This window comes from Saccharothrix sp., from assembly GCF_031180885.1.
In the GTDB taxonomy this organism is placed as follows: Bacteria; Actinomycetota; Actinomycetes; order Mycobacteriales; family Pseudonocardiaceae; genus Actinosynnema.
Genome location: NZ_JAPSLK010000007.1, coordinates 210563 through 235647, shown reverse-complemented (window position 1 = coordinate 235647; position 25085 = coordinate 210563). Strand labels below are relative to the sequence as shown.

The following is a 25085-nucleotide window of genomic DNA, read 5'->3' as shown; positions in this document are numbered from 1 at the left end:
CGGCCTGCCGGAGGCAACCACCCTTCGCCCTTCTTGGCAACCGGTAAAGCTGGTTGCCAAGAAGGGCGAAGCGCGGTTGGGCTGCGCCCAGGCCGTACGGGGGACGAACCGAGGCCCCGCTGTGGCTGGACAGCCATGACCAGCGCCTTCGGCGCCACGCGAGTGCACCGTCGATCTTCCCGCGCGTAGCGCGGCTTGCGGTTCGGCCTCGGCTGCCAAGCCAAGGAAGGGCCTCGGTCTGCCCCCGTACGGCCTGGGCGCAGCCCAACCACGCTTTGGCCCTTTGTGCAACCACGCTTTACCGGTTGCACAAAGGGCCAAAGCGTGGTTGCCTCTGGCAGGTCGTGCGGGGGCAGACCGACGCCCTTCCTCCCCTGGGGGCCTCCAGGCCCGCTTTGATCTTGAGAGCGCGTCAGCGCGTGAGGTTTGAGAGCGCGAAGCGCGTCCCCAAAGTCCCCAGCGCGAAGCGCGTCCCAAGGTCCCCAGCGCGAAGCGCGTCCGAAGTCCAGCGCGAAGCGCGTCCGAAGAAGGTCAAGGCAGAAGGCCGTTCAGGAGAAGGTCTAGGCGGGAGTTGTGGTGGTCAGGGCGCAAGCGAGAGCTGCCGGTGAGGGTGGCCAAGCCGTGCAGGGCGCTCCACAGGACCTCGGTCAAAGTCTCCAAGTCCCGATCACCCGCCAACGGCTCGACCACCGACACGAACGCGCCGAAAGCGGCCTTCAACTCCGGCGGTGACTCCGGTGTCCCGAACGGGATGTCCGTCCGCTGCACGAACATCGCGTCGTAGAGCGCAGGCCGCGCCCGCGCGAACTCCAAGTACGCCTCGGCCACCGCGCGCAGCGCCGCCACCGGATCCGGCTGCGCGTCGCGGGCCTCGCGCAACATCTGCGCCAAGTCCCCGCAACCCTCGATCGCCACGGCCGACACGATCGCGTCCTTGCCCTTGAAGTGGCTGTACAGCACGGGCTGGCTGTACTCGACGCGTTCGGCCAGCCGCCTCGTGGTCACCGACTCCCAGCCCTCGGTCTCGGCGAGTTCCCGGGCCGCCGCGACGATCAGTCGGTGGCGTTCGGCGCGTTCGCGTTCACGTCGCTGTTGGATGGACACCACCTGAGGCTAGCACCGCATCTGTGGCTAGCACCGCTCGACAATCAAGCGGCGACCATCTAGTGTCGCTCGCAGACCTAGCAGCGCTAGAGGTTGGAGCATCGAATGAAGCGCCTCAACACCGTCCTCGCCGGCCTGATCGTCCTCGCGGGCTTCTACTTCGGGTTGAGCTTCCTGATCCTCGGCGCGGACGCGGCCGCCGGGTTCGGCATCACGCCGTGGCCGACCGACGAGGGCGCGGGGTACTACGTCGTCAAAGGCGTGCGGGACATCGCCTACGGCACAACGGCACTGATCCTGCTGCTGATGGGACACCGCAAGGCGCTGGGCTACGTCATCCTCAGCAACGCGATCATGCCCATCGGCGACTGCATCGCGGTCGCCACCCACGGCGGCACGATCGGCTACGCGCTGGCCGTCCACGGCTCGGCGGCGGTCATGGTGATCCTCATCGGCGTCCTGCTGCTGGTCGAGCAGCGCCGCAAGGCCGCGTGACCAGGGCCGGTGTGATCAGGGCCGGTGTGATCAGGGCCGGCGGGACCGGGGCCGCGTGACCAAGGCTGGCGCGACTGGAGCCGGTGTGGTCAGGGCAGGCCGGTGGGAGCGGCCCTGCCGGAGATCAGGCCGGTTCGGTAGGCCATCGCGATCGCCTGGGAACGGTCGTGCAGGCCGAGTTTGGCCAGGGCGTGGGAGATGTGCGACTTCACGGTCGCCTGGCTGCGGTGGATCGCCTTCGCCGCCTGCCCCGTGGTCAGGCCGCTGGCCAGCAAGCGCAGCACCTCCAACTCCCGCGCGGTGAGCGATTCGAAGCCCGTGCTGCCCTGGGCGCGTGGCGCGGGCAGGCAGTGGGTGAGTTGGTCCAGCACGTGACCGGCCAGGGACGGGGCCACGAAACCCTTGCCCTCGGCCACCGCCCGGACCGCCTCCACGACGTGCCGCGCCGAATCGCTCCACAGCAGCAGGCCGCGCGCCCCGTCCCGGATCGCCCGCTCCAGCTCCTCGGCCGACGCCTCCCGGCACAGCACCACCACCGGCAGCCCGGCGAACGCGCCGCCCACCCGGCCGCCGACCACCAGGTCCGGCCGGGTGTCGCGGCGGACGGCGGCCGGGTCCTCGCCCGGCGTCGTCTCGCCGACCACGGTGATGTCGGGTTCGGCGTCGAGCACGATCCGCAGTCCGGTCCGGATCAGCTCGTTGTCCTCGTCCAGCAGCACCCGGCAGGGCGGCGCCGCGCCGTTGCGGCCCGCGCCCGGCACCTCAAAAGCCATCCACTCGCCCCCAACGCGCGTACCGGTCTCCCCAGGTGGGCAGGGCCCGATGATGCCTCCCGGATCGTGGGAGCGGCACCCGCGCGGCCCGGAATGGCGGCCAACGGGGGTACTCCCGGCTTCGGGGTCCCGCCGACCAGGACGAGCCGGGTAGCGCGCTGTGACCGGCGACTCACCTGTACGGCGGTTGTGACGGCACGGCAGGGTGACCTCGTCGACCCGGTGGGGTGAACGTCCAGCGCAACCGGTCCACCGCCGCCGGCAGGGTGTCCGTGCGATCCCGGCGGGCGAGCGCGCTCAACGTGCCCCGGTGCTCGCGGTACCACGACAGCCCGCCGGACCGCCGGGTCGTCAGCTCCCGCACCTGCTCCCGGTACCGGTCCACGACCCGCTGCACCGCCGCCACCGGGTCGACGTCCGGGTCCGCGCCCGCGCCGTGCAACCGGACCAGCGCCGCGACCCGGTACCGGTTGTGCGGCAACGGTTCCAGCAGCCCGGCGTCCACCAGCCGCTCGGCCGCGCACCGGGCCGGTCCCTCGGCGGTGTCCAGCAGCGCCGCGATCGTCGCCGCGGTCACCACCGGCAGGTCCAATGCCGCCAACAGGGTCAGCGCGGTCACCGCCGTCCGGTCGCCGTCGGCGCGCAGCCGCCGCACGCACGACCCGAGCAGGTCACCCACCCCGGTCAGCACCTCCAGCCGCTGACCCGGGTCGGCGAGCCGGTCCGCCAGGTCCGCGACCGTCCACTCCGGACGCGCGGCGAGCTTGCCCCCGGCCACCCGCACCATCGGCGGCAGGCACTCGCACCACGCCACGACCTCCGCCGCCCGCGCGGGCTCGGCGTCCACCCGCTGCTCGCCGACCACCCGCCGCAGCAGCCCCACCGCCGCCGCGACCGGCAGCCGACCCAGCCGCAACTGCCGGTGCCCGTCCGCCGCGCCCACGGCCGCCCTCCCGGTCAGCACGGCCGCACAACCCGGTGCCAGCAACGGTTTCACCTGGTCCGGGTCGCGCACGTCGTCCAGCACCAGCAGCACCCGCCGATCCGCCACCACCGCCGCCCAGTGCGGCGCCAACCGCCCGACGTCGAGCGGAGGCCCGTCGAACTTCACCCCGAACGCGTCCAGCAGCCTCGTCAACACCACCGCCGGGTCCAGCGGGTCGTCGGTGGAGCCGCGCAGGTCCAGGTGCACCCGGCCGTCGGGGAACCGGTCCGCCACCGCGTGCGCCGCCCGCAGCGCCACCGCGCTCTTGCCCACCCCCGCCATGCCGTGCACCGCGCACACCGCGCCGTCCGCCAGCGCCGCCGCCACCCGCGCCACCTCGGCCTCCCGCCCGTGGAACACCGGGTCGCACGCGGGCAGCAGGTCCGGCGCGGGCCGGGCCGGGGGAGCGGTGCGCAGGCCCACGTCCTCGGCCAGGATGCGGGCCTGCAAGTCCCGCAGCGGTTTGCTCGGCTCCACGCCCAACTCGTCGATCAGCAGCCGGCGCAGGTCCCGGTACGCGCCCAGCGCGTCCGCCTGCTGCCCCGACCGGTACAGCGCCACCATCAGGTGCTCGTGCAGCCGCTCCCGCAGCGGGTGCTGGGAGATGATCAGCTTCAGCTCCGGCAGCACCTCGTCCGGCTCGCCCAATTCGATCCGCAGGCCCAACCGCATTTCCTCCACGGTGAGCCGGGATTCCTCCAATCGCGCCCGCTCGGCCATGACCGACTGGGTGAACGAAACGTCCGCCAGCGGTTCGCCGCGCCACAATTCCACCGCCGCGCTGAACGCCTCCAACGCGCCCGGCAGGTCGTCCGCGGCCCGCCGCACCCGGCCCAGGTCCACCAGGCGCTGGTACTCCAGCAGGTCCAGCGCGTCGGGCGGCACGGTGAGCTGGTAGCCGCCCGGCCGGGTCACCAGCGCCCGCCCGGCGTCGTCGCCCAACGCCGCGCGCAACCGCCACACGCAGCCCGCCAGCAGGTTCTTCACCCGCGCGTACGGCCGGTCGCCCCACAGCTCGGCGTGCAGCTGGGCCACCGGCACGACGCGGTTGGCGTGCAGCAGCAGGATCGCCAGCAGCGTGCGCTGCTTGGTCGACCCGATCGACCGCCACCCGTTACCGGAGGAGAACTCCACCGGCCCCAACAACCGGAACCGGGTTCCGCCGAACGCCGAAGTCGCCAACGACCCTCCCCAGTCGAATCGTCGCGGGACGAAGGAGGTCAACAATCGCACAACGCCATTCCCCGAAACACCCGGACAATCGTCGGGGAACGGCTCCACCTAAGGGGAGACGGCGTCCCGTCCGACCACACCGGAAGACGAGGGTGTCTCCACTTTCGGTGGAGGCGCGACCTCCTGCGCCAGCCGCAGCCGGTCCACCTTGCCGTTGGCGTTGACCGGGAACGCGTCGAAGTGGCGGTAGGCGAAGGGCAGCATGTACACCGGCAGCCGCCGGCCCGCGGTCTCCGCCAGCTCGCGGTCCAGGCCGGGCGCGCCGGTGTAGCAGGCGTGCAGCACCAGGTCCCCGCCGTCGCCGGGCACCGCGACCACCACCGCGTCGTGGACCCCGTCGTGGCCGCGCAACACGCCCTCGACCTCGCCCAGCTCCACCCGGTACCCGCTGATCTTCACCTGGTGGTCCACCCGGCCCACGTGCACCAGCAGGCCGTTCTCCTCGCGGACCCGGTCGCCCGTGCGGTACCAGCGCGGCCCGTCCGTGGTGACGAACCGGCCCGCGTCGGCCGCCGGGTCCAGGTACCCGTCGAACCGCTGCTCGCCGCGCACGCACAGCTCGCCCTCCGGCGCGGGCTTGTCGTCTTCGCCGAGCACGCACGTTTCCACGTGCGGGTAGACGTGCCCGATGGGCAGGGTGCCGTTGGACGTCTGCGGCCACTGGTCGGGGTCGGCGGGCAGGCGGTAGTCGGTGACGGTGATGGTGGTTTCGGTCGGGCCGTAGACGTTGAAGATCGTGCTGTTCGGCGCGGCGGTCGCCCAGGCCCGTGCCTGCTCGTGGGTGAGTCGCTCGCCGCCGAAGATGCTGTACCGGAGACCGGGCATCACGTCGGGGCGCAAGGCTCGCAGCCGGCGGGCGATGGAGATCACGGACGGGACGGAGAACCAGTGGGTGATGCTTCGGCCGGCCACGAACCGCACCGGGACCAGGAGTTCGTCGGCCTGCGGCACGACGACGGTCGCGCCCGAGGTCCACGACACGAACAGGTCGAACACGGAGATGTCGAAGGTCAGGTCCGACGTCTGCGACACGCGCGCGCCGGGGCCGATCTCGTAGCGGGCGGCGCAGAAGGGGAGGTAGGTGGCCAGGTTGCGGTGCTTGATCGGGACGCCTTTGGGGGTTCCGGTGGAGCCGGAGGTGAACAGGACGTAGGCCACGTCGTCGGGGTCGTCCGGGATCGGGCCGCGGTGGGGCGGGGGGAGGTCGTTCAGGTCGACGATCGGTGTGGTCATGGCTTGTGCGGTCTCCGCGCCCCGGTCGTCGACCACGACGACGTCCACGCCGGTCTGTTCGCACATGACCTTGTTGCGCGCCACCGGGAACGCCGGGTTGAGCGGCACGACCGCCGCGCCCAGCCGGAGTGCGCCCAGGTAGCCGGCGTAGGCGGGGAGGCTGCGCGCGGCGAGCAGGCCGACCGCGCGCGGGGTGCCGTGCCGGGCGAGGAGGGCGGCGGTTCTTTCGGCCAGGTCGAGCAGGTCGCGGTAGGACAGGACGTCGTCGCCGACCTCCAGGGCGGTCCGGTCGGGGTGGCGGCGCGCGGTCTCGGCGATGCGGGCGAACAGGGTCGTCATGCGGTCTCCCGGTGGACGAGGCTGCGGACGGCGTCGGCGACTTGTTGGGCGGCGGGGGCTTTGATCACGCCCCAGTGGTCGGTGTCCACGCGGAGGACCTTGGCGTTGTCGGGGAGCCTGGTGCGCCAGTGGTCGATGTCGTCGTCGGTGATGTCGGCGGCGATGAGCGCGGCGGCGGTGTGGATCTTCTTGGTGGAGACGTGGGCGGCGCCGGCTCGGGCGTGGCGGCGGTAGGCGTGCCAGCGTTCGACCAACGCCCAGGCGGGGATCTCTTCGCCGGTCACCACTAGGCAGGCGGCGAGGGCGCGGACGGCGAGGGTGTCGTCGTCGGAGTTCGGGGCCGGGTGGTCGGTGACCATGGCGGCGAAGTCCTGTGGGGTGGGTTCGTCCGGGTGGCCGGTCGGGGGTGGGGTGTCGATGAGGAGGAGGGCGGTGTCTTGGTGGGCCAGTTCGTGGGCTACGAGGCCGCCGAAGGACCAGCCGGCGATGACGTCGGGGGTTTCGGCCAGGTCTTTTTGGTAGGCGGCGGCGAGGTCGGGGACGGTGGTGTGGGTGGTGCGGTCCTGGGAGGCGGTGATCTTCCAGTCGGGGAGGGCGTCGACCAGGTCGCGGAAGTCCTGGGGGGAGCCGCCGGCGCCGTGGATGAGGTGGAGGTGTGGGCCCGGGGCGTCGCGGAGGACTACGAGGGTGGTGGGGGTTGGGGTGGTGGGGTTGTGGTCGATGCGGCGGGGGGTGGGGTCGGCCAGCCAGGTGACCAGGTCGAGGCGGGTGCCGGTGGCGGCTTCGATGGCCGAGGCCAGGTGGAGGACGGTGAGGGAGCTGCCGCCGGCGGCGAAGAAGTCCTGGTCGGGGTCGGTGGGCGGGTGGCCGAGGACCTGTTCCCAGGCGCGCGCGACGGCGGGGTCGATGACGGGGTCGACGGCGGGGTCGAGGGATGGATCAAGGGGCTGGTCGGTGGGCGGGTGCGGCCTCCGGCCCCCGCTTCCATTGTCCCACGAGCCACCGACAATTTCGGCGCCGGCGGTCCCGGCGGCTGCGGTCCCGGTCCCGGCGGTCCCGGTCCCGGCGGTCCCGGCGGCTGCGGTCCCGGCGCCGGCGGTCCCGGCGGCTGCGGTCCCGGCGGCTGCGGCCCTTGCGGCTGTAGCGGCGGTGGTTCCGGCGCCGGTGGGCTTGGGCTCGGGGACGTTGGCCTCGACTGTCATGGTGCGTAAGGGGAGTGAGCGGATGGGGTGGTCGGGGGGTGTGGCCAGGACGGTGTCCAGGTCGTGGAGGAGGCGCAGGGTGGTGGAGCGGTCGTAGCGGTCTTCGCTGTATTCGACCTCTACGACTACGCCGTCGTCGCTGTCCCAGTAGCCGATGGTGAAGTCGGCTCTAGCGGCGCGGTTGGGGCTGCGGTGGAGGGTCAGGGGGATGTCGCCCAGCTGTAGGCCGGAGGAGAGGGGGCCCAGGTAGGTCAGGACCACCGGGGGGATGTCGCCCAAGGCCGCCTTGGTGGGCTCCGGGAGGTCGGCGAAGACCTTGGGGTAGGGGGTGGATTGGTGGGAGAGCAGTTGCCAGAGGGAGTCGCGGGCGCGTCCGGTGATGTCCTCGATGGTGTCGTCGTCGGTGATGTGGGCGCGGGCTACTACCAGGTTGGTCAGGTAGCCGACCAGTTTCTGCTCGCGCGCGGTCATGCGGTTGGCGGCTGGAGTGGCGACCGTGACGTCACCGCCGGCGCCGCCGCGTGCCAGGACTGCTTGCAACGCGCCCAGGACCACGGCGAAGGACGTTGTTCCGGCTGTCTTGGCGTGTATGGCCAGGCCCTGGACGGCTTCTGGGCTGATCTCGTAGCGAAGTGTCGTGCCGGATCCGCCTGGTTTGGCACGCACGGGGCGGTCGGGGGCGACGGTGACGGCTGAGGCACCGTCCAGGGCCTTCTGCCAGTACTCGATCGACTTCTGCCACTTGCCCTTCTCGCCGGCCGCGTGCTGGTCGGCGGCGTATTGGGCGAATGAAGGCGCGTCCGGGAAGGTGGGCTGCTCACCCGCCGCCTCGTAGGCGGTGGAGAGGTCGTCGAGGACCAGGCGGATGGCCCAACCGTCCACAATGGAGTGATGGGCGGTGAGGAGGAGTTCGTGTTCGTCGCCTACGCGTACATGCACCAGGCGGGCCAGGGGTGGGGAGTCCAAGGGCATGGGCTCGTCGTGGATTTCCTCGGCGATGCGGGCCAGTAGTGGGGACGGCGGGGCGGAGGTGTCCACGGATACCGAGCGGGCGGGGGCGATCACCTCATCGGTTACGACGGCCTGAACCTTGCCGTCCTCCGAAGTGAGGGCCATGCGGAGGGCGTCGTGGCGGTTGACCACTGCCTGCCACGCGGTGCGCAACGCGGCGAGGTCTGGTGGGGAGGCGCAGCCCATCCGCCACGTGATGTGGTAGACGGACTTGCGCACCGCCCGCTGGTGCACCCACCACAGCGCCTCCTGCGCCGCGGTGGCCCTCGCCTCACTCACCGCCGGCCGCGAACTGCGCGGTCAGCTTCTTGCGGTCCACCTTCCCGACCGTGGTCAACGGGATGGATTCCCGGCGGTGGAAGCCGCGCGGGTGCATGTAGCGGGGGAGACCGCCCAGCAGCTCGGCGAACTCCGCCGCCGGCACCTCCGCCCCGGTGTAGAGCGCGTGCAGGTCGACCTCGCCGTCCGCGGCGGTCACCGTGATCACCACGACCTCCACCACCGCCGGGTGCTTGCGCAGCGCCGACTCGATCTCGCCCAGCTCCACCCGGTTGCCGCGGATCTTCACCTGCTCGTCGATGCGGCCCAGCAGCACCAGTTCGCCGTGCTCGATGCGGCACCGGTCACCGGTCCGGTAGTAGTGCTGGGGCGTCAGGGGTTCCGACCCGTCGTACAGCGTCCCCTCGCCGTCCTCGAACCGCACGAACCGGCCCACGTTCTCGCCCGGGTCCAGGTAGCCGGGGAACCGCTGCCGGCCGCGCAGGCACAGCTCGCCGTCGTCGGAGGCGCGCAGGTCCTCGTCCAGCAGCACCCACTCGACGTTGGGGAACGGGTGCCCCAGCGGGATGTAGCGGTTGGACACCTCCGGCCAGTCGGCGCGGTCGCGCGGCACCACGTACCCGGTGACGATGACCGTGGCCTCCGAAGGCCCGTAGCAGTTCTGCACCTTGGAGTTCGGGGCCGCCGCCGACCACGCCTCGGCCTGCTCGAACGTCAGCCCCTCGCCGCCGAACTGGCTGCTGCGCAACGTCGGCATCGACCCCGGCGCCAGGGCGCGCAAGCGCTTGGCGAACGAGATCAGCGACGGCACCGACAGCCAGTGGGTCAGCTGCTTCTCGTTGACGAACTTCACCGGCGTGAACACGTCGCTGTGCTGGGCCACGCACAGCGTGGACCCGGACGCCAGCGCGCCGAAGATCTCGATCACCGACCCGTCGAAGGACATCTCGAACGTCTGCGACACCCGCGCTCCTGGCCCGAAGCCGAACCGGGGGATGATCTCGTCCAGGAACGAGTCCATGCAGTCGTGCGTGACCTGTACGCCCTTGGGCTTGCCGGTCGTGCCGCTGGTGAAGATCAGGTACGCCACGTCGTCCGGCCGGCGCTCGGCCTCCGGCGGCACGGGTCCGCTCGGGTCGAGCATGGGCCGCCACCGGTCGCCGGTCAGGTCCAGCACCTCGCCGGGCGTCTTCTGCCGGTACTCGCCCACGTCCGCGCCCGACGTGTCGTCCACGACGGTCAGCTCCAGCCCCGCGTCCTCGGTGATGGTGAGGTTGCGCAGCGCCGGCGCGGCCGGGTTCAACGGCACCGCGGTCGCGCCCAGCCGCAGCGCCGCCAGGTAGGCGACGTAGCTGACCGCGCACCGCGAGGTGAGCAACCCGACCTTCGTCGGCGACGCGCCACCCAACGCCTCGACCATGCGCGCCGACATCCACTCGGCCGCGGCTTGAAGACCGGCGTACGTCATCTCCACCCCGTTGACCTCCAGGGCCATCCGGTCGGGGTTGGCCTGGGCGGCGCTCCGGAACCGCGCGTAGAGGGATGTCATCGTGCTGTCCTTCCCCGTGACGGCAGGACCCCGTCCTGACCGCTCTCGATGTGCAGGAGGTTGCGAAACGTGAGCTGTACCAACGATTCCCGGGGCCGTCCCCGCCGCGCCGAATCCACCGCGAACCGCAACGCCCCGGGCAGCTGGCGCCAGGCGTCGGCCGCCGCCTCGTCCCCGGCCCGCCGGTAACGGAGCACGTGGTGCCCGGACGCGGTCCACAGGTCGTCCAACACCTCGGCGGCCCCACTCGGATCCCGGACGAACCACTCCGCCAGGAACGGCACCACCTCCGCCGCCCCCACCAGCCACCGCCCGCCGTTCCCCGGACCGGCGTGGGCGGCGCCCTGTCCTACCTCCGTGGGAGACCCGCCGTTCGCCGGACCGGCGTGCGCGCCGCCCTGTCGTACGCCCGTGGGAGATCCGCCGTTGCCCGCTCCGGCGTGGGGGGCGTCCGGTCGTACCCCTGTGGGAGCCCCGCCGTTCCCCGCTCCGGCGTGGGCGGAGCGCTGTCGTACCCCTGTGGGAGAATGCAGACGGGGGCCGGAGGCCACCCGCCGCAGCCACCGCCACCCACCCGCGGGCACCTCGACCGGGTGACCGAACACCAGCGCGTTCCGCCGAACCTGCATCGCCGACAACCGCTCCGGCCCACCCATCGCGTACGTCAACGCGTCCGTGCCCAGCACCCCCTCGAACGGCTGCTGCTCCCCGGTCGGCAACAACCCGCCGAAGTGGTCGACCACGTGCCACGACTCACCGACACGGCCGTCCACGAGCAACCAGTGCGGCGCGGTCGCGTCCGTCCCGTACGACGGCGACCACGGCAACCGCGCGTTGTCCGTCACCACGATCACCCGTCCGTGCGCGGCCAGTTCCGCGTCCAACTCCCGAACGGCCTCCTCAGCGGAGGAAGCACTCGCGTACCGCAGCTCGGTCCCATCGGGCAGCACGTCCAACGGCGTCCGGTGGTGCGAGAACGCCGGCTCGTCCACCCGCACCGCGAGCTGAACGGACTCCGCGAACCGGTCCAACGCCGTGTCGTCACAGGAATCCAGATACGCCAACAGGTTCGCCGTGTAACAACTCAACCCGGTGAACACGGCACCTCCCGATAGGCGCAACTCGCCGGGACCGAGGTCGGCAGCCGCTGCCACCGCACCCCGCGCCACACCCCGCTCACCTGCCCGACCTCCACCGGAACGGTCCACGGCAACCCACCGATCCCGGTCCCCTCGGCCTTCACACACGCCTCCTGCACCGACCACATCCACGCGAACTCGACATCCACAGTGGACATACACGCCAACGCCTCCCGAGCCGAAGCCGTGCAGCACCGGCGCAACATCCCGGGCGACACCGGCAACGGCGGCTGCACGTCCACCCCCACGTCCACCCCGAGCCCGACCGCCGCCGCGACCCACCCGCCGTCGTGCGACAAGCTCACCGACAGATCGGGCCGCCCCGCCAGGTACGGCTGCCCGCTGTCCCGCGACAACACCGGCTCCAACGCGGCCGACGGCTCCACGAACCCCAGCAACCGGGCCAACAACCCCCGCGCCGCCAACCCCTCCGACGCGCACGCCGCCCGCCCCACCGCCGCGAACACCCCGGGAGCGACCGCGAACACCCCCGGCGCGACCGCGGAAACACCCGCACCGGCCTCGGCGGCACCGGCACCGGTCTCGGCGGCACCGGCACGCAGGTCCGAGGTCACCGCGCACCGCCCAACAAGTAGTCCGCGTGGTCGGCGACCCCGGCCAGCAAAGCCCCCGAAGCACCGCCGGCGACCCCGAACATCGCCGCCTCGGCCCGCAACCCGGCCACCCCGCCGTCCGCGAACGACTCCGCCCCCAGCAACTCCGCGCACACCGCCAGCACCCGGTCCACGCTCTCCGCCACCGCGACCTTCACCACCATGCTGTCCACCAACTCCCCCTCCCGGAACGAGGAGCACAACGCCTCCACCCGCCGGGCCTCCACCAACCCCCGCGCGAACCGGTCCCGCACCACGGCGTTGTCCCACGCCACCCCGGACCCCAACGGCCGCGCCGCCAACACCCGCCGCGTGTCGGCCAACACCCGCCGGCACAACGCGGACGCCCACAACGCCCCCGCCAGCCGCTCGGTCGCCACGTGGCGGGCGAACATCGCCAGTCCACGTCCGGGCGCACCCACCACGTGGTCCCGCCCCACCGACACCCCGGAGAACGTCAAATGACCCACCCCGGCACCGGAAAACAACGACCCGGCCGACTCCCGAGTCACCCCCGGAGCGTCCAACGGCACCAACACCCACAGAAAACTCGTGAAGTGCCGCTGCGGCCGGTGCCGAGCCAGAACCAACGCACAATCAGCCGTCACCGCATTGGTGATCCACCGCTTGCCCCCGTCGACCACCACCCGGTCCTCGGACAACCGGGCCGACGTGGTGAGGTCCATCAGGTCCGACCCGGCCGCGCCCGCGTCGGTCGCCGCCAACGCCAGCACCACCTCGCCCCGCGCCGCCTCCGCGCTCACCCGCCCCACGACCCCGGACGGCCCGTGCGAGCGCAGGATCGGCAACGCGGTGGCGATCTGGACGCACACCGACAGCACGATCCCCAGCGAGTACTGGGCGTCCAGCGACGGCAACAGCGACCGCAGCACCTCCGCCGGGCGGTCCCGGGACAGCACGCCGGACCGCCCCAGCGACGCCCACACCGCCCGCGCGTCGGCGTCGAGCACGGCCTCACGCAAGGCGGACCTCCGGGTCCAGCAGCACCGACACCCCGTTGGCCAGCCGCAACCGGTCGTTGGCGTAGTTCAGCGACGCCGACCGCAGGTCCCGGAACACCCGTTCCAGCCACAGCGCCGACCCGCGCAGGTACCCGTGCCGCAAGCCCACGACCTCGACCAACTGGTCCACGGCGGCGAAGCACTGCGTGGCGGCCTCGACCTTCAACGTGTTGACCAGCATCCGCACCGGCGGCGCCGACAGGTCGGCCGACTCCGCGACCGCCCCCAACGTCTGCCGCAGCAGCGCGTTCACCACCTCCAGCCGCCCGCGCACCGCCGCCAACCGGGTCAGCAGCAGGTCGGACTCGGTGTCGAACTGCTTGCGCCCCTCCGGCGACCGGATGTGCCCGACCACCCGCGACAGCGCCCCGGCCGCCGCGCCCAGCCACGCCGCCGCCCACCCCAGGTGCGCCAGCGGCCCGAACGTCGCCGTCACGATGTCCCGGAACGAGCCGGGCTCGCCGACGATCTGGGTGACCGGCACCGCCCCGGTCAGCCGCATCGGCACGCTGTGCGTGGCCCGCATCCCCAGCGGGTCCCAGCCGCCCAGCACCGACACCTCCAACTGCGCCCGGTCCGCGTAGACCAGCGACACCTGGCTGGGCGAGGTCGCGCCCGGCGCCAGGGCCGTGATCAGGTAGGCGTCGGCGTGCTCGCCGCCGGTGACGATCGGCGCGTCCCGGTCCACCCGCAGGACCTCGTCGTCCCCGGTGGTCGCGGACTCCGACACCAGCAGGTGCCCGCCCTTGCCGCGCTCGGTGGTCACCGACCCCAGGTACAGCTCACCCCGCCCCAACGCGGGCAACACCCGCTCCCGCAGCGCGGGACCGGCGTGCCGCACGAGTGTCGCCGCCTGCTGGCAGTGCATGGCGAACACCATCGCCACCGACATGTCCTCGCGGGCCAGCCGCAGGGTCACGTCCACCATCTCGGCGTACCCGCCGCCCATGCCGCCGAACTCGCCCGGCACCACCAGCCCGAGCAGCCCCGACGAGCGCAGCGCCTCCAGCGACCGCACCGGGAAGCGCGCTTCGAGATCGGCCTGCCCCGCCTCCTCGGCGACGACCGCCAGCACCTCCTCCAGCGTCAGCACTGCCGCGCCCCGGAGATCGCGGCCCACAGGCTGCCGGCCGTGGCGAACGTGGTGTCGGTGAGCAGTTCGTCGGGCAGCGACACCTGGTAGGTGTCCTCGATGGCGAACAGCAGCTCGATGGCCTGCATGGAGTCCAGGCCCAGGTCGCGCAACGACGACTCCAGCGTGATCTCCGCGCCGCCCGCGTACTTCAGGAACGGCCGCAGCATGTCCGCGAAACGGGAATCCACGTGTCCATCACTCCCAGTCGTGATCGGTGGCCTGCTCCCGGCGCAGCGCCAGGGTGGAGACGTCCAAGACCTGTCCACTTCGGACGGTCACCTCGACGGGCAGCGGGTGCCCGAGGAACGCGACGAGGCTCGCGTAGAGGCCGTACGCGCCGACGTTCGGCACTTCCAGCACGTCACCGGGTCGGGCGTCCACGACGTCCACGCCCCGGCCCCAGGTGTCCAGCGGCGTGCACAACGGCCCGGCGACGATCGCCCCGCTCAACTTCTCCGCCGAGGTTTCGGTGAGCAGGTGGGGCACCATGGGCGGCAGCCGGCGCAACCCCGACATCCCGCCCAGGTGGTTGATCCCGGACTCCAGCACCAGCACCGGTGTGCCGTGCGAGACCTTGGCGTCCAGCACCCGGGTGAGCAGCCGTCCGGCCGTGGCCACCAGGTAGCGGCCGGACTCGAACGCCACCGCCGGCCGCCCGTCCCGCCAACCCGGGAACGCCGAGTCCAGCAGGTCCGCCACCCGCCCGGACAGGCCCGCGAACACCGGCAACGCCCCGGCCCGGGCGAACGGCGCGCCGAACCCGCCGCCCAGGTCCAGCACCTCCACCTCCCACCCGCACGCGTCGGCGAGCTTGCGCGCGGTGGCGGCGGCCTGCGTGAACTGGGCGACCAGGGCGTCCTCGTCGGTCAGGTTGGTACCCATGTAGAGGTGGAACCCGGCGGGCGTGGCCGCCTCCCGCGCGCCGAACAGCTCCGGCCGCGCCAGCACCCACTCGGCGTCCGCGCCGAACTGCGACGCCACCCCGGTCATGGTCAGCCCCTGACCGGGCACCGGCGCGCTGTCGTTGACCCGCAACAGGAACCGCGCGTCACCGGGGGAGAGCCGGTCGAGCTGGTCGATGGCGTGCGGCGAGTCCACCGAGAACCACCGCACGCCTGACTCAAGCGCCTCGGCGACCTCCGCGTCCCGCTTGCCCGGCCCGGTGTAGAGCACATCCCCAGGCGAAAACCCTGCTCCCAAAGCGATGTCCAGCTCGCCGGTCGAGCACACCTCGGCGTGACACCCGGCCGCACGCAGCGCGGCGACCACCAACGGGTGCGGGTTGGCCTTCAACGAGTAGTACAACCGGCTGGGCGACGGCAGAGCGGCGCGCAGCAAGGCGACCGAGCGGTCCACCTCGTCGAGGTCGTAGACGTACGCCGGGGTCCGCATCACAGACCCACCGCCAGCGCCCGCCGGTCGACCTTCCCGTTGCGGGTCACCGGGATCTCGGCCACCACGACACACCGCCCGGGGACCTTGAACTCCTCCAGCTCGACCCGCAACCCGACCAGCACCGCCTCCGGCGCGATGTCGCCGACCACGAACAGCACCGCGCCGTCCCGGCCGTCACCCGGCGGCAGCACGGCCGCCGACCGCACCCCCGGCACCCGGTGCGCGGCGGCCTCGACCTCCGTCGCGCTGACCCGGAACCCGCGCTCCTTGTACAGGTCGTCGCGGCGACCGGAGAAGTACAGGAAGCCGTCGGCGTCCAACCACCCGTAATCCCCGGTGTGCAGCTGCGGGAACAGGCCCTCCACCAGCCGGAACCGTTGCGCGGTCAGCTCCGGCCGCCGCCAGTAGCCCGCCATCACGTTCGGCCCGCGCACCACGATCTCGCCGACCTCGCCCGGCGGCAGCCGCCGCCCGTCGTCGTCCACGGTGAACACCTCGGTGCCCGGCAACGCCCGCCCGCACGCGCCCGGCCGGCGCAGGTCCTCGTCCGGCGGCATGATCGTGGCCCGCTTGCACTCGGTGAGCCCGAACATCAGCTGCACCCGCAGCCCCGGCACCCGGGACCGCAACTCCCGCAGCGGTTCCTCCGGCATCGCCGCACCGGTGTTGGTCACCAGCCGCACCGGCGGCGGCTGCGCGCCGGGCCGGGACAGCAGCCGCGCCAACCCCTTCGCCATCGGCGGCACCGCAGGCAGCACGGTCACCCGGTGCGCCACCAGTTCCCGCAACAGCCTCGGCCCGGCGTCCTCCGCCGACGCCAACCGCACGCACGCCCCCGACAGCACGCCGAGGAACACCTGGTAGAGCCCGTAGTCGAAGGACAACGGCAACGCGCAGAACACCACGTCGTCCGGCCGGTACTCCAGCACCGACTGGATCGCGGTGGCCGCGAACACCACCTGGCCGTGCGTCGACACCACCGCCTTGGGCCGCCCGGTGCTGCCCGAGGTGTAGATCAGGCACACCGGGTCCACGGCCGGCACGTCAGCCTCGACCGCGGTGTCGGCACCGGCCTTGACCTCGGCCAACGTCACGGTCTTGATCCCGCGCTGCACGGCCGCGACCCGGGCGGCCGGGTCGTCGGTGACCAGCACCGCCGGCTCGCAGTCCTCCAGCACGTGCACCAGCGCCGCCACCGGCGTCCGCTCGTGCACCACGCTGAACACCGCACCGGACCGGGCGCAGGCGAACAGCAGCGCGGGCACCGCCGCGTCGGTCGGCACGCACACCACGACCCGGTCACCGCGCCGCACCCCGAGCCCGGCCAGCAACCCGGCCGCCCGCCGCGCCGCCGCGTCCAGCCCGGCGAACGTCACCGACTCCTCGCCGCAGGTCAACGCCACCGCGTCCGGGTGGTCGGCGACCGCGCGGTCCAACCAGTGGTGCACCAGCGTCACGGCCTGCCCACCGCCCTCCGGAACAGCCCGGCGAGCGCGTCCACGTCCCGCAGGTCGCCGGTGGCCAGGTCGTCCGGGTCCAGCTCGACGTCCAGCGCCGACTCGACCCGCTCGATCACGTCCACCAGCCGGAACGAGTTGAACTTCGGCAGCTCCCGCAACGGCCCGTCCACCACCGCGGTGTCCAGCTCCAGCACCGCCGCCAACTCCCGGACGACCGTCGACCGCACCGCCCGCCCGGCCAACTCCGCCGCCAGTGCTTCATCGGCCAGCAGCAACTCGTGCACGCGGTCCACCAGCGCTGCGGGCATCCCGCCGCCACGCTGGGCCCGCCGCATCGCGACATACGTCTGGGCCGCCAACGTTTGCCACGCTTGAGCGCTCTCCGCCGCCCGGCCACCGTCGTCCACGCCCGACGCGGCCAGCCAGCGCGCGTGCAGCGCCCGGGTCCGGGCGATCAGCCACACGTCCAGGACCAGCGCGTCCCACCCGGCCGGCCGGTCGCTGTACTGGCGCACGGCGGTCACGTACCGGTCGATGAAGTCCAGCGACCGCGCGGTCGCCACCAGCTCGAAGTCCACGTCCGGCGCCGGCACCGCCGACACCGACAGCGCGAACGCCGACGACTTCGGCACCGCCGCGTCGAAGTCCGGCACCCGCCACACACCCGGCCGCGCCGACCCCCACGGCGTGTCGTTGTGGTAGGCGTCGACCACGGTGCACGAGCCACCGGCCGACACGAGCAGGAAGCTGTGCTCCATGTGCTTCTGGCCGAAGTACGGCACCCACGGCATCGTGTGCGCGTCGCCCACCACGTACAGCGGCCCGTGCGCGGCGGCCAGGCGGCGCAGCGCCGGACCGTCCAGCCCGTCCTCCCGGAGGCTGACGGACAGGCCCAGCAGCCGGGACGCCTCGTCCAGCCGGGTGTCCACCGGCGCGTCCAGCGACGGCGGCCCGTCCGGCGGGAACGCCGGTGCGAACCGGGGCGCGGCACCCAGCGCGACGTGCGCGCCCTCGCCGTGGTGGACGTCGGCGACGGCGGCCAGGTTGGCCTGCAGGCAGTCGAGCTCGGCCGCGTGCAGGCCGTCCAGCACCGGTGACCACGTCCGGTCCGCGGTCTCGCTCGGCACGGTCACGACCATCACTTCACCCCCGTGAGATCGGCTTCGACCAGGCGCAACCCGGCGGTGGCGGCGGCCAGCGCGCCGTCGTCGGCGGCCAGGTCGCGCACCCGGCCGGCCAGCAACTGGTCGTAGGCGGACAGGTCGAGCAGGCCGTGCCCGCTCACGCACACCAGCACCCCGCGCTCGGACTCCCGCGCCGCGCGGGCCGCGCCGGCCAGCGCGTGCCCGGATTCCGGTGCGGGCACGACGAGTTCGGACACCGCGAACCGGCGGCCCGCGTCCAGCGCCTCCCGCTGGCCCACCGCGACCGCGTCGATGGACCCGTGGTGGCGCATGGCGGACAACAACTTCGCGGCGCCGTGGAACCGCAGCCCCGCCGAGTGCGAAGCGGGGATGGGAAAGGAACTCCCGATCGAGTACATCGCCTCCATCGGCCCCGACCCGGTCGCGTCGGTGTGGTCGTAGGCGTAGACGCCCCGGGTCAGCTTGGGCGTGGCGCTGGACTCGACCGCCAGCAGCCGCACCGCCTCCGCCTCACCGGCCCGGTGCCGGGCGTGGAAGGGCAGCGCGACCCCGCCGAAGTTCGACCCCGCGCCGACACTGCCGACCACGGTGTCCACCTCGGCACCCAGCGCCTGAAGCTGCTCGGCCGCCTCCAGCCCGATCACCGATTGGTGCAGGATGCTGTAGTTCTCGCCGCTGCCGATGCAGAACGCCCGACCCTCGCCGCCCCGCGCGTACTCCACGGCCTCACCGATCGCCAGCGCCAGCGAGTTCCCGCCCTCTTTGAGGGACGTCAGCCCGCTCGGGCTCGCGTGCACGGTCGCGCCCAGCAGCCGCATGAGACTGCCCCGGTACGGCTTGTCCCGCAGGCTGCCGCCGACCATGAACACCGTGCACCGCAGCCCGAACGCGGCACACGCGGCGGCCAGCGCCGTGCCCCACTGGCCCGCGCCGGTCCCGGTGACGACCTCGGTGATCCCGGCCCGCTTGTAGTAGAACGCTTGCGCCAGCGCGGTGTTGAGCTTGTGGCTGCCGGAGATGTTGCCGCCCTCGTACTTCACGTACACCGGCACCCGGGCGTCGATCTCCTGCTCGAACGCGGTCGCCCGCCACAGCGGAGTGGGCCGGTACTTGCGGTACTGCGCAACGACTTCCTCGGGAATGTCCCACCACTCCCGCATCGAAATGCTCTGCCGCACCAGTTCCAACGGCAACCCCGTGCTGACCGGGCCTTCGGCGCGCTCGGGCGTGAGGTCCGGCGGCAGGTCGTACCCCAGGTGCGGAAGGACACTGCGCCACGCCTTCACCGGTGCTCCTCCACGGCCCGCAGCACGACGTCCACCAGGTCCGACACGACCGTGAACACCTTGCCGGTGAACAGGTCGTCGGGCAGCGTCACGTCCAACTCGTCCTCCAGCCGCACCAGCATCCCCAGGAACCCCAGGGAGTTGATCCGCAGCACCGCGCCGTTGAGCGGTTCGTCGTCGGCGATGTCGGCGGGCGACAGCGACAGCCGGGACTCCCGGATCACCAGCCGCTTCACCGCCTCGGCCACCTCGTCGCGCCCGCTGTGCGTGGTCGTCACCGAGCCCCTCCCGTTCCCCGGACCGCACCCTCGCCCTGGATCGCCCAGCTGTGCGTGAGCAGCGCGGCCAACCCCACCGGGCCGCGCACGTGCAACCGGCCCGTGCTGATCGACAGCTCCGGGCCCAGGCCCATGGTCGGCCCGTCGTGCAGCCGCATCGACCCGTTGACCACCAGCGCGGCGGCGTCGGCCCCGCGCAGGAACCGTTCCACCACAACGGGATCGGTCGCCGCGACGCCCTCGGTGTGCCGCGAGCCGTGCCGCCGGATGTGCGCCAGAGCGGCCTCCAGGTCCGGCACCGGGCGCACCCCGAACGACCGGTCCAGGAACTCGCGGCCGTCGTCGTGGTCGGCCAGCGGCATCACCCGCGGGTCGTCCGCCGACAGCCGGGGGTCCAGCCGCAGCGCGAACGCGTCGGACCGGGCGGTGAACCGCCGCACCAGCTCGTCCGCGACCTCGTCGTGCGCCAGCACCATCTCCAGGCTGTTGCAGGCGGTCGGCTCGGTCAGCTTGGCGTCCAACGCGATGTCCACCACCAGGTCGAGGTCCGCGCTGCGGTCCACGTACAGGTGGTTGACCCCGCCGCCGCTGGCGATCACCGGGATCGCGGAGGTGGTGCGGCAGTGGTCGATCAGCGACGGGCTGCCGCGCGGGATCAACGCGTCGATCGCGTCGTAGCGCTTCAGCAGTTCCCGCACCATGCGCCGGTCGGTCTCGGCCAGCACGTGCGCCATGCCCGGCAACCCGGCGGCGGTCAACGCCTCGGCGATCACCCCGCCCAGGGCCGCGTTGGTGGCCGCGATCTCGCCGCCACCGCGCAGGATGGCCACGTTGCCCACCGCCACCGGCAGCAACGCGCCCTCGACGGTCACCGTCGGCCGGGCTTCGTAGATCATCAGCACCACGCCCAGCGGCTTGGGCACCTTCCGCGCGGTGAACCCGAGTTCGCCGGTGATCGGCGCGCCCGGCGCGGTCACCGCCGGCAGCCACGACTTCACCCGCTCGGCCAGCTCCACCAGCACACCCAGGTGGTCCTCGGTCAGCCGCAACCGCTCCACCAGCGACACCGGCAGCCCCTTGGCGACACCCCGGGCCACGTCGGCGGCGTTGGCGTCCAGCACCGCGCCCCAGTGCTTGCCCAGCCGCTCGGCCAGCTCGTCGCAGTACGCGGCGTACCGGTCGTCGCCCGGGGGAGGGGCCAGCGCACGGGCTGCCGTCGCGGCGTCCAGGATTTCGTCCACGGTGCTCATCGGCCCTCCTCACGGCCCAGGAACCCGCCGATCGCGGCGGTCAGCTCGGGCAGGTGCTCCGGGTCGAAGACCTCGAAGTGGCCCGCCCGCAGGGTGCCGCGGTCGAGGTGCTTCGCGAGGGAGTGCCACCGCTCGGCTTCCTCGGGCGGCACGCCCTCCTCGTCGCACAGCAGCAACAGCACCCGCCCGTCGTAGGGCCGTTCGACCCGATGCCCGGACAACGCCCGGACGTGCGCCTCGAACGTGCGCACCAGCCGGTCCACCGTCTCCGGCGCCGGCCGCGCCCCCAACTGCGCCACGATCACGTCCCGGATCGCCCCGTCACGCTCCACAGTGGACCGCCACGGCTCCGGCGAGCTGTCCACCACGACCAGGTCCGGCGTCGACCCGCGCGCGGCGAGGTCCGCGCACACCTCCCACGCCACCACCCCGCCCTGCGACCACCCGAACACCAGCTCCGGGGTGATCCCGGCGTCGTCGAGGGTGGCCAGCACGGTCGCGGCCATGGTCGGGATGCTCTCCTCCGGCTCCTCGCCGGGCAGCAGCCCGGTCGAGCGCACCGCGTACACGTTGTGCGTGGCGCCCAGGAACGACGCCAGCCTCAGGTACGGCCCCAGCCCGCCGCCCGCGCCCGGCACCATCACGCACACCGGCCGGTCCTTGCGGCGCACGAACGGGATCAGCCGACCGGGCAGCGTGCCCGCGCTCACCGCCCGTCCTCTTCGCGGAGCCGGCGCACCAGCCCGGCCAGCGCGGACACCGTCGGCACCCGGAAGAAGTCCGCCACCGGCACCGCGACCCCGTGGTCCTCCTCGACCCGGGCGAGCGCGGTGAACACGTTGAGCGAATGCGCCCCGTACTCCAGCAGCGACCGCTCCGGCTCGACCCCTTCGACGTCCAGCACCTCGCACCACAGCGCCGCCAGGTCCCGTTCGAGGTCGTCGGCGTACTCGACCGGTCCGGTGGACTCGACGGTCCTGTTGAGTCGTCCGGCCAGCTCGGCGAGCGCGGCGTGGTCGGTCTTGCCGGTGCCCGAGGTCGGGACCTTCTCGATGTCGTGGATGCGCGTCGGCACCATGTAGGACGGCAGCGCGGTCGCCAGCCGATCCCGCACTTCGCGGTGGTCCGCGTCTCCTACCAGGAACAACACCAGTTCCCGGTCGGCTCCGGTCCCGACCGCGACGGTGACCGCCTGCCGGACCCCGGCCACGCTGTTGGCGACGGTGTCGATCTCGCCGAGCTCGACCCGGTAGCCCCGGATCTTGACCTGCGTGTCGCCGCGCCCGAGGAACGTCAGCACGCCGTGCTCGTCCCGGACCACGAGGTCACCCGTGCGGTACATGCGGCCTTCGCCTGCGAACCGGTCGGGCAGGAAGCCCTTCGCGGTCTTGTCCGGGTCGTTGAGGTAGCCCTCGGCCGGGCACAGGCCGCCCAGGTGCAGGTCACCCGGGACGCCCGGGGGAGCGAGGTGGCCGGTCTGGTCGACCACGTAGGCGGTGACGCCGTGCAGCGGTAGCCCGATCGGGACGTGGGCCGGCCAGGTTTCGTCGGCGGCGGTGAGTCGGTGGGTGGTGACGGCGTGGGTTTCGGTGGGGCCGTAGAGGTTGACCAGGGTGCAGTGGGGGTGGTCGACGAAGAAGCTTCGGATTTCGGGGTCGACCATGAGTTGTTCGCCGGAGACGCAGACGTATCGGAGGTGGGGGAATTTTGCGCGAGCGTCTTTCGCGGCTTGTACGTAGGGGCGGAGTGCGGCGACCGGCAGGTAGATGTGCGTGACCTCGGTGTCGGCGATTCTCTTGACGAGGGCGGGGAAGTCGCGGCGGTCGACGCCTCCGCGGCCGACGACTGTGCCGCCGGCGGCCAGGGTGGGGACGATCTCCTGGAACGACACGTCGAAGCCCAGCGGGGCGTACTGGAGGAACCGGGTTTGCCGGCCTTGGCCCAGGAAGCCGATCTGCCAGGCGGTGAGGTTGAGCAGCGGCCCGTGCCCCATCAGGACACCCTTGGGCAACCCGCTGGAGCCGGACGTGAACATCAGGTAGGGCGCCGCCTCCGCCACCCCACCCGGCACGCCACCCGCCGCGCCGCCGCCCGCCGGTTCGCCGCTGGTCGCCGCGCCGCCCGCCGCGCTGTCGGCATCGCGGGGTGCGGGCGGGATGGCGGGAACCGTCGTGACCCCGGCCAGGCCCATGTCCCGCCCGACCACCAGCCGGCACTCGGCCTTGTCCGCCATGTACTTCAGGCGGTCGGCAGGGAGGGTCGGGTCCAGGGGCAGGAAGGTCGCGCCGCACATCAGGATCGCGAACATCGCCGTCGTCGTGTCGCACAACGTCTCCGCCGCGAGCCCCACCACGTCGTGCGGCCGAACACCCCGCCCGACCAGCTCACCGGCCAGTGCTTCGGCGTTCGACAGCAACTCGCGGTAGGTCAGGCCCGCGCCGGGTTCCTCGATGGCGGGAGCGTCGGGGGAGGTCCGGGCGGTGTCACGGACCCAGTCCACCAGGGTCTCCGCCGGCACTCGGCCCGGGTAGCCGTCGGTGCGCAGGGAGTCCACCCACGACGAGTCGGTGAACAGGTCGGCGACCGTGCGCGTCCCGTCGGTGACCGCCCGGCGCAGGGCGGTGCGCAGGGAGTCCAGCAGGCCGTCCGCCACGGCGGGGGCGATGAGTTGCCGGTCGTACTCCAGTTCCAGCAGCCAGCCGCCGTCGCGCGGGGTCGCGCCCAGCCACAGGTCGAACTTCGCGGTGTCGTTGCCGGGCTCGCGGACGTCCAGGATCGTGCTGCCGGGGGTGCCCTCGAAGGTGTCCTGCATCGCGAGCATCGCCGAGAACAGCGGGTTGCGGTTGCTCGTGCGGTCCTGGCGCAGCAGCGCGACGAGTTGGTTGAAGGTGACGCCGACGTTGGCGCGGCAGTGGTCCACGGCCCCGCGCACGACCTCGCCCACGTGCTCGTCGACGGTGCGGGACCAGTCCACGTCCACCCGGACCGGGAGCGTGTTGACGAAGAAGCCGCACAGGTCGTAGGAGCCCACGGTCCGGCGCGCGGTGAACGGGCTGCCGACCAGCACGCTGGTCACCCCGCCGTGCCGTGCCAGCACTGCCCCGTAGACGGCGGTGAAGAGCACGAATGGCGTCACTGACAGGCGCTTGCAGGTCTGCCGGAGCAGCTCGTTGTCCTGCTCGGACAGCAGCCAGGAGACGCGGGCGCCGGTGAAGTCGGTCTCGTGCGGGCGGTCCGGGCGGGGGCTGAGCACCAGCGGCGGCACGTCCCGCAGGCGGTCGGCCCAGGCGCGGGCGGCGTCCACAGTGGACTGCGCGGTGGCGGTGCGGTTCTGGGCGTTCAGCTCGCGCACGAACGCCGTCTCGCGGGCGGCCACCAGTTCCGTGGTGAGCTTGCCCGCCAGAGCAGCTTCGAGGTCCCGTACGAGGGGACCCATCGAGACGCCGTCGCCCACCACGTGGTGCGCGCAGAGGATGACCGCCGCGGCCGAACCGTCGGTGGCCCGCACGTAGCCGAACCGGTAGGCGGGGCCGGTGTGCAGGTCGAACGGCTCGCCGCCGAGCTTGGCGGCCAGCGCGGAGCACGCGGCGGCGTAGCCGGCGGCGGGGGAGTCGACGCGTTCCAGCGGCAGGGTCTCGCGGGTGGGTGGCGGGGTGAGGCGGGCGTGCATCTCGGGCAGGGACAGGAACACCTGCCGCAGCCCCGGCTGCACCGCCACCAGCACGGTCAGCGCGTCGACGACGGTGTCCGCCGGCAGCGAGGGGTCCAGTTCGACGTGCATGAGCTGGTTGTAGATCTGGGCCGTGGTGACCCAGCCGTCCACCACCAGCAGTCCCTTCTGGGACTCGGTCAGCGGCAGCAACGTCCCGATGCCGGTGTCGGTCGCGGTGTCGGTGGACATCAGGCGTCCGCCACCGGTTGGCCGGCCATCTCCGCCAGCCACGCCTTGAGGTCGCCGATGGTGCGCAGGTCGACCATGCGCGTGGCGTCGATCTCGGTGTCGTCGTCGCCGGCCACCTCCACCGCGAGGCGCAGCAGCGACAGCGATTCCAGACCGGCGTCGAGCAGCGGGGTCGAGTCGTCGTAGGCCGCGGTCGCGTGCTTGGCGATGGCCGCGTCGAGATCCACTGGTGCGGTCGTCACGATGCTCCCCAGATC

General features: G+C 72.6%; 21 protein-coding genes. 1 reads left to right on the top strand and 20 read right to left on the bottom strand.

The annotated features are described in order from the left end of the window. Positions 1-531 precede the first annotated feature (531 nt). The gene (locus tag RIN75_RS12940; RefSeq protein ID WP_309112112.1) at positions 532-1104 is read right to left on the bottom strand and encodes a TetR/AcrR family transcriptional regulator; all 573 of its coding nucleotides are present in this window, start codon (positions 1102-1104) and stop codon (positions 532-534) included. Between the two features lie 105 nt (positions 1105-1209). Here RIN75_RS12940 and RIN75_RS12935 point away from each other — a divergent pair, with 105 nt between their 5' ends. Then, positions 1210-1599: a DUF4267 domain-containing protein gene (locus RIN75_RS12935; RefSeq protein ID WP_309112111.1), complete on the top strand. Its 390-nt coding sequence runs from the start codon at positions 1210-1212 to the stop codon at positions 1597-1599. Positions 1600-1688: 89 nt separating this feature from the next. Here RIN75_RS12935 and RIN75_RS12930 read toward each other — a convergent pair whose 3' ends face one another. The 19 genes from RIN75_RS12930 to RIN75_RS12840 form a co-directional block, all read right to left on the bottom strand. Continuing rightward, on the bottom strand, positions 1689-2372 hold the full coding sequence (locus RIN75_RS12930) for a response regulator transcription factor (protein WP_309112110.1): 684 nt from the start codon (positions 2370-2372) through the stop codon (positions 1689-1691). A 172-nt stretch (positions 2373-2544) separates the two neighbouring features. Then, positions 2545-4539: an AfsR/SARP family transcriptional regulator gene (locus RIN75_RS12925; RefSeq protein ID WP_309112109.1), complete on the bottom strand. Its 1995-nt coding sequence runs from the start codon at positions 4537-4539 to the stop codon at positions 2545-2547. 99 nt (positions 4540-4638) lie between these two features. Continuing rightward, entirely contained in the window at positions 4639-6162 is a 1524-nt protein-coding gene (locus RIN75_RS12920) for an amino acid adenylation domain-containing protein (protein WP_309112108.1), read from the bottom strand. Continuing rightward, complete coding sequence (locus RIN75_RS12915) at positions 6159-8654, bottom strand: condensation domain-containing protein (protein WP_309112107.1); 2496 nt, start codon at positions 8652-8654, stop codon at positions 6159-6161. The genes RIN75_RS12920 and RIN75_RS12915 overlap by 4 nt, the downstream gene beginning before the upstream one ends. Continuing rightward, positions 8647-10203: an AMP-binding protein gene (locus RIN75_RS12910; protein ID WP_309112106.1), complete on the bottom strand. Its 1557-nt coding sequence runs from the start codon at positions 10201-10203 to the stop codon at positions 8647-8649. The genes RIN75_RS12915 and RIN75_RS12910 overlap by 8 nt, the downstream gene beginning before the upstream one ends. Then, entirely contained in the window at positions 10200-11303 is a 1104-nt protein-coding gene (locus RIN75_RS12905) for a hypothetical protein (protein ID WP_309112105.1), read from the bottom strand. The genes RIN75_RS12910 and RIN75_RS12905 overlap by 4 nt, the downstream gene beginning before the upstream one ends. Next, positions 11288-11917 (bottom strand): 4'-phosphopantetheinyl transferase superfamily protein, encoded by a 630-nt coding sequence (locus RIN75_RS12900; protein WP_309112104.1) that lies wholly within the window; start codon positions 11915-11917, stop codon positions 11288-11290. The genes RIN75_RS12905 and RIN75_RS12900 overlap by 16 nt, the downstream gene beginning before the upstream one ends. After that, positions 11914-12939 carry an acyl-CoA dehydrogenase family protein gene (locus RIN75_RS12895; protein WP_309112103.1) on the bottom strand — a complete coding sequence of 342 codons (1026 nt, stop codon included), beginning with the start codon at positions 12937-12939 and terminating at the stop codon, positions 11914-11916. The genes RIN75_RS12900 and RIN75_RS12895 overlap by 4 nt, the downstream gene beginning before the upstream one ends. Beyond that, on the bottom strand, positions 12932-14071 hold the full coding sequence (locus RIN75_RS12890) for an acyl-CoA dehydrogenase family protein (protein ID WP_309112102.1): 1140 nt from the start codon (positions 14069-14071) through the stop codon (positions 12932-12934). The genes RIN75_RS12895 and RIN75_RS12890 overlap by 8 nt, the downstream gene beginning before the upstream one ends. Next, a complete protein-coding gene (locus RIN75_RS12885) occupies positions 14065-14301 on the bottom strand; it encodes an acyl carrier protein (RefSeq protein WP_309112101.1) in 237 nt (78 codons plus the stop codon). Before RIN75_RS12885 ends, RIN75_RS12890 begins: the two co-directional genes overlap by 7 nt. Before the next feature lie 7 nt (positions 14302-14308). Then, positions 14309-15505 carry a type III PLP-dependent enzyme gene (locus tag RIN75_RS12880; RefSeq protein WP_309112100.1) on the bottom strand — a complete coding sequence of 399 codons (1197 nt, stop codon included), beginning with the start codon at positions 15503-15505 and terminating at the stop codon, positions 14309-14311. Further along, entirely contained in the window at positions 15505-16965 is a 1461-nt protein-coding gene (locus tag RIN75_RS12875) for an AMP-binding protein (RefSeq protein WP_309112099.1), read from the bottom strand. The genes RIN75_RS12880 and RIN75_RS12875 overlap by 1 nt, the downstream gene beginning before the upstream one ends. After that, positions 16962-18107, bottom strand: a complete 1146-nt coding sequence (locus tag RIN75_RS12870; RefSeq protein ID WP_309112098.1) for a hypothetical protein — start codon at positions 18105-18107, stop codon at positions 16962-16964. The genes RIN75_RS12875 and RIN75_RS12870 overlap by 4 nt, the downstream gene beginning before the upstream one ends. After that, complete coding sequence (locus RIN75_RS12865; RefSeq protein ID WP_309112097.1) at positions 18107-19399, bottom strand: TrpB-like pyridoxal phosphate-dependent enzyme; 1293 nt, start codon at positions 19397-19399, stop codon at positions 18107-18109. The genes RIN75_RS12870 and RIN75_RS12865 overlap by 1 nt, the downstream gene beginning before the upstream one ends. After that, positions 19396-19677: a phosphopantetheine-binding protein gene (locus RIN75_RS12860; protein WP_309112096.1), complete on the bottom strand. Its 282-nt coding sequence runs from the start codon at positions 19675-19677 to the stop codon at positions 19396-19398. Before RIN75_RS12860 ends, RIN75_RS12865 begins: the two co-directional genes overlap by 4 nt. Then, positions 19674-20927 (bottom strand): glutamate-5-semialdehyde dehydrogenase, encoded by a 1254-nt coding sequence (locus RIN75_RS12855; RefSeq protein WP_309112095.1) that lies wholly within the window; start codon positions 20925-20927, stop codon positions 19674-19676. Before RIN75_RS12855 ends, RIN75_RS12860 begins: the two co-directional genes overlap by 4 nt. Continuing rightward, positions 20924-21637: an alpha/beta fold hydrolase gene (locus RIN75_RS12850; RefSeq protein WP_309112094.1), complete on the bottom strand. Its 714-nt coding sequence runs from the start codon at positions 21635-21637 to the stop codon at positions 20924-20926. Before RIN75_RS12850 ends, RIN75_RS12855 begins: the two co-directional genes overlap by 4 nt. Further along, positions 21634-24828 (bottom strand): amino acid adenylation domain-containing protein, encoded by a 3195-nt coding sequence (locus RIN75_RS12845; RefSeq protein ID WP_309112093.1) that lies wholly within the window; start codon positions 24826-24828, stop codon positions 21634-21636. Before RIN75_RS12845 ends, RIN75_RS12850 begins: the two co-directional genes overlap by 4 nt. Further along, positions 24828-25070 (bottom strand): acyl carrier protein, encoded by a 243-nt coding sequence (locus RIN75_RS12840; RefSeq protein WP_309112092.1) that lies wholly within the window; start codon positions 25068-25070, stop codon positions 24828-24830. Before RIN75_RS12840 ends, RIN75_RS12845 begins: the two co-directional genes overlap by 1 nt. Between the last annotated feature and the right edge of the window lie 15 nt (positions 25071-25085).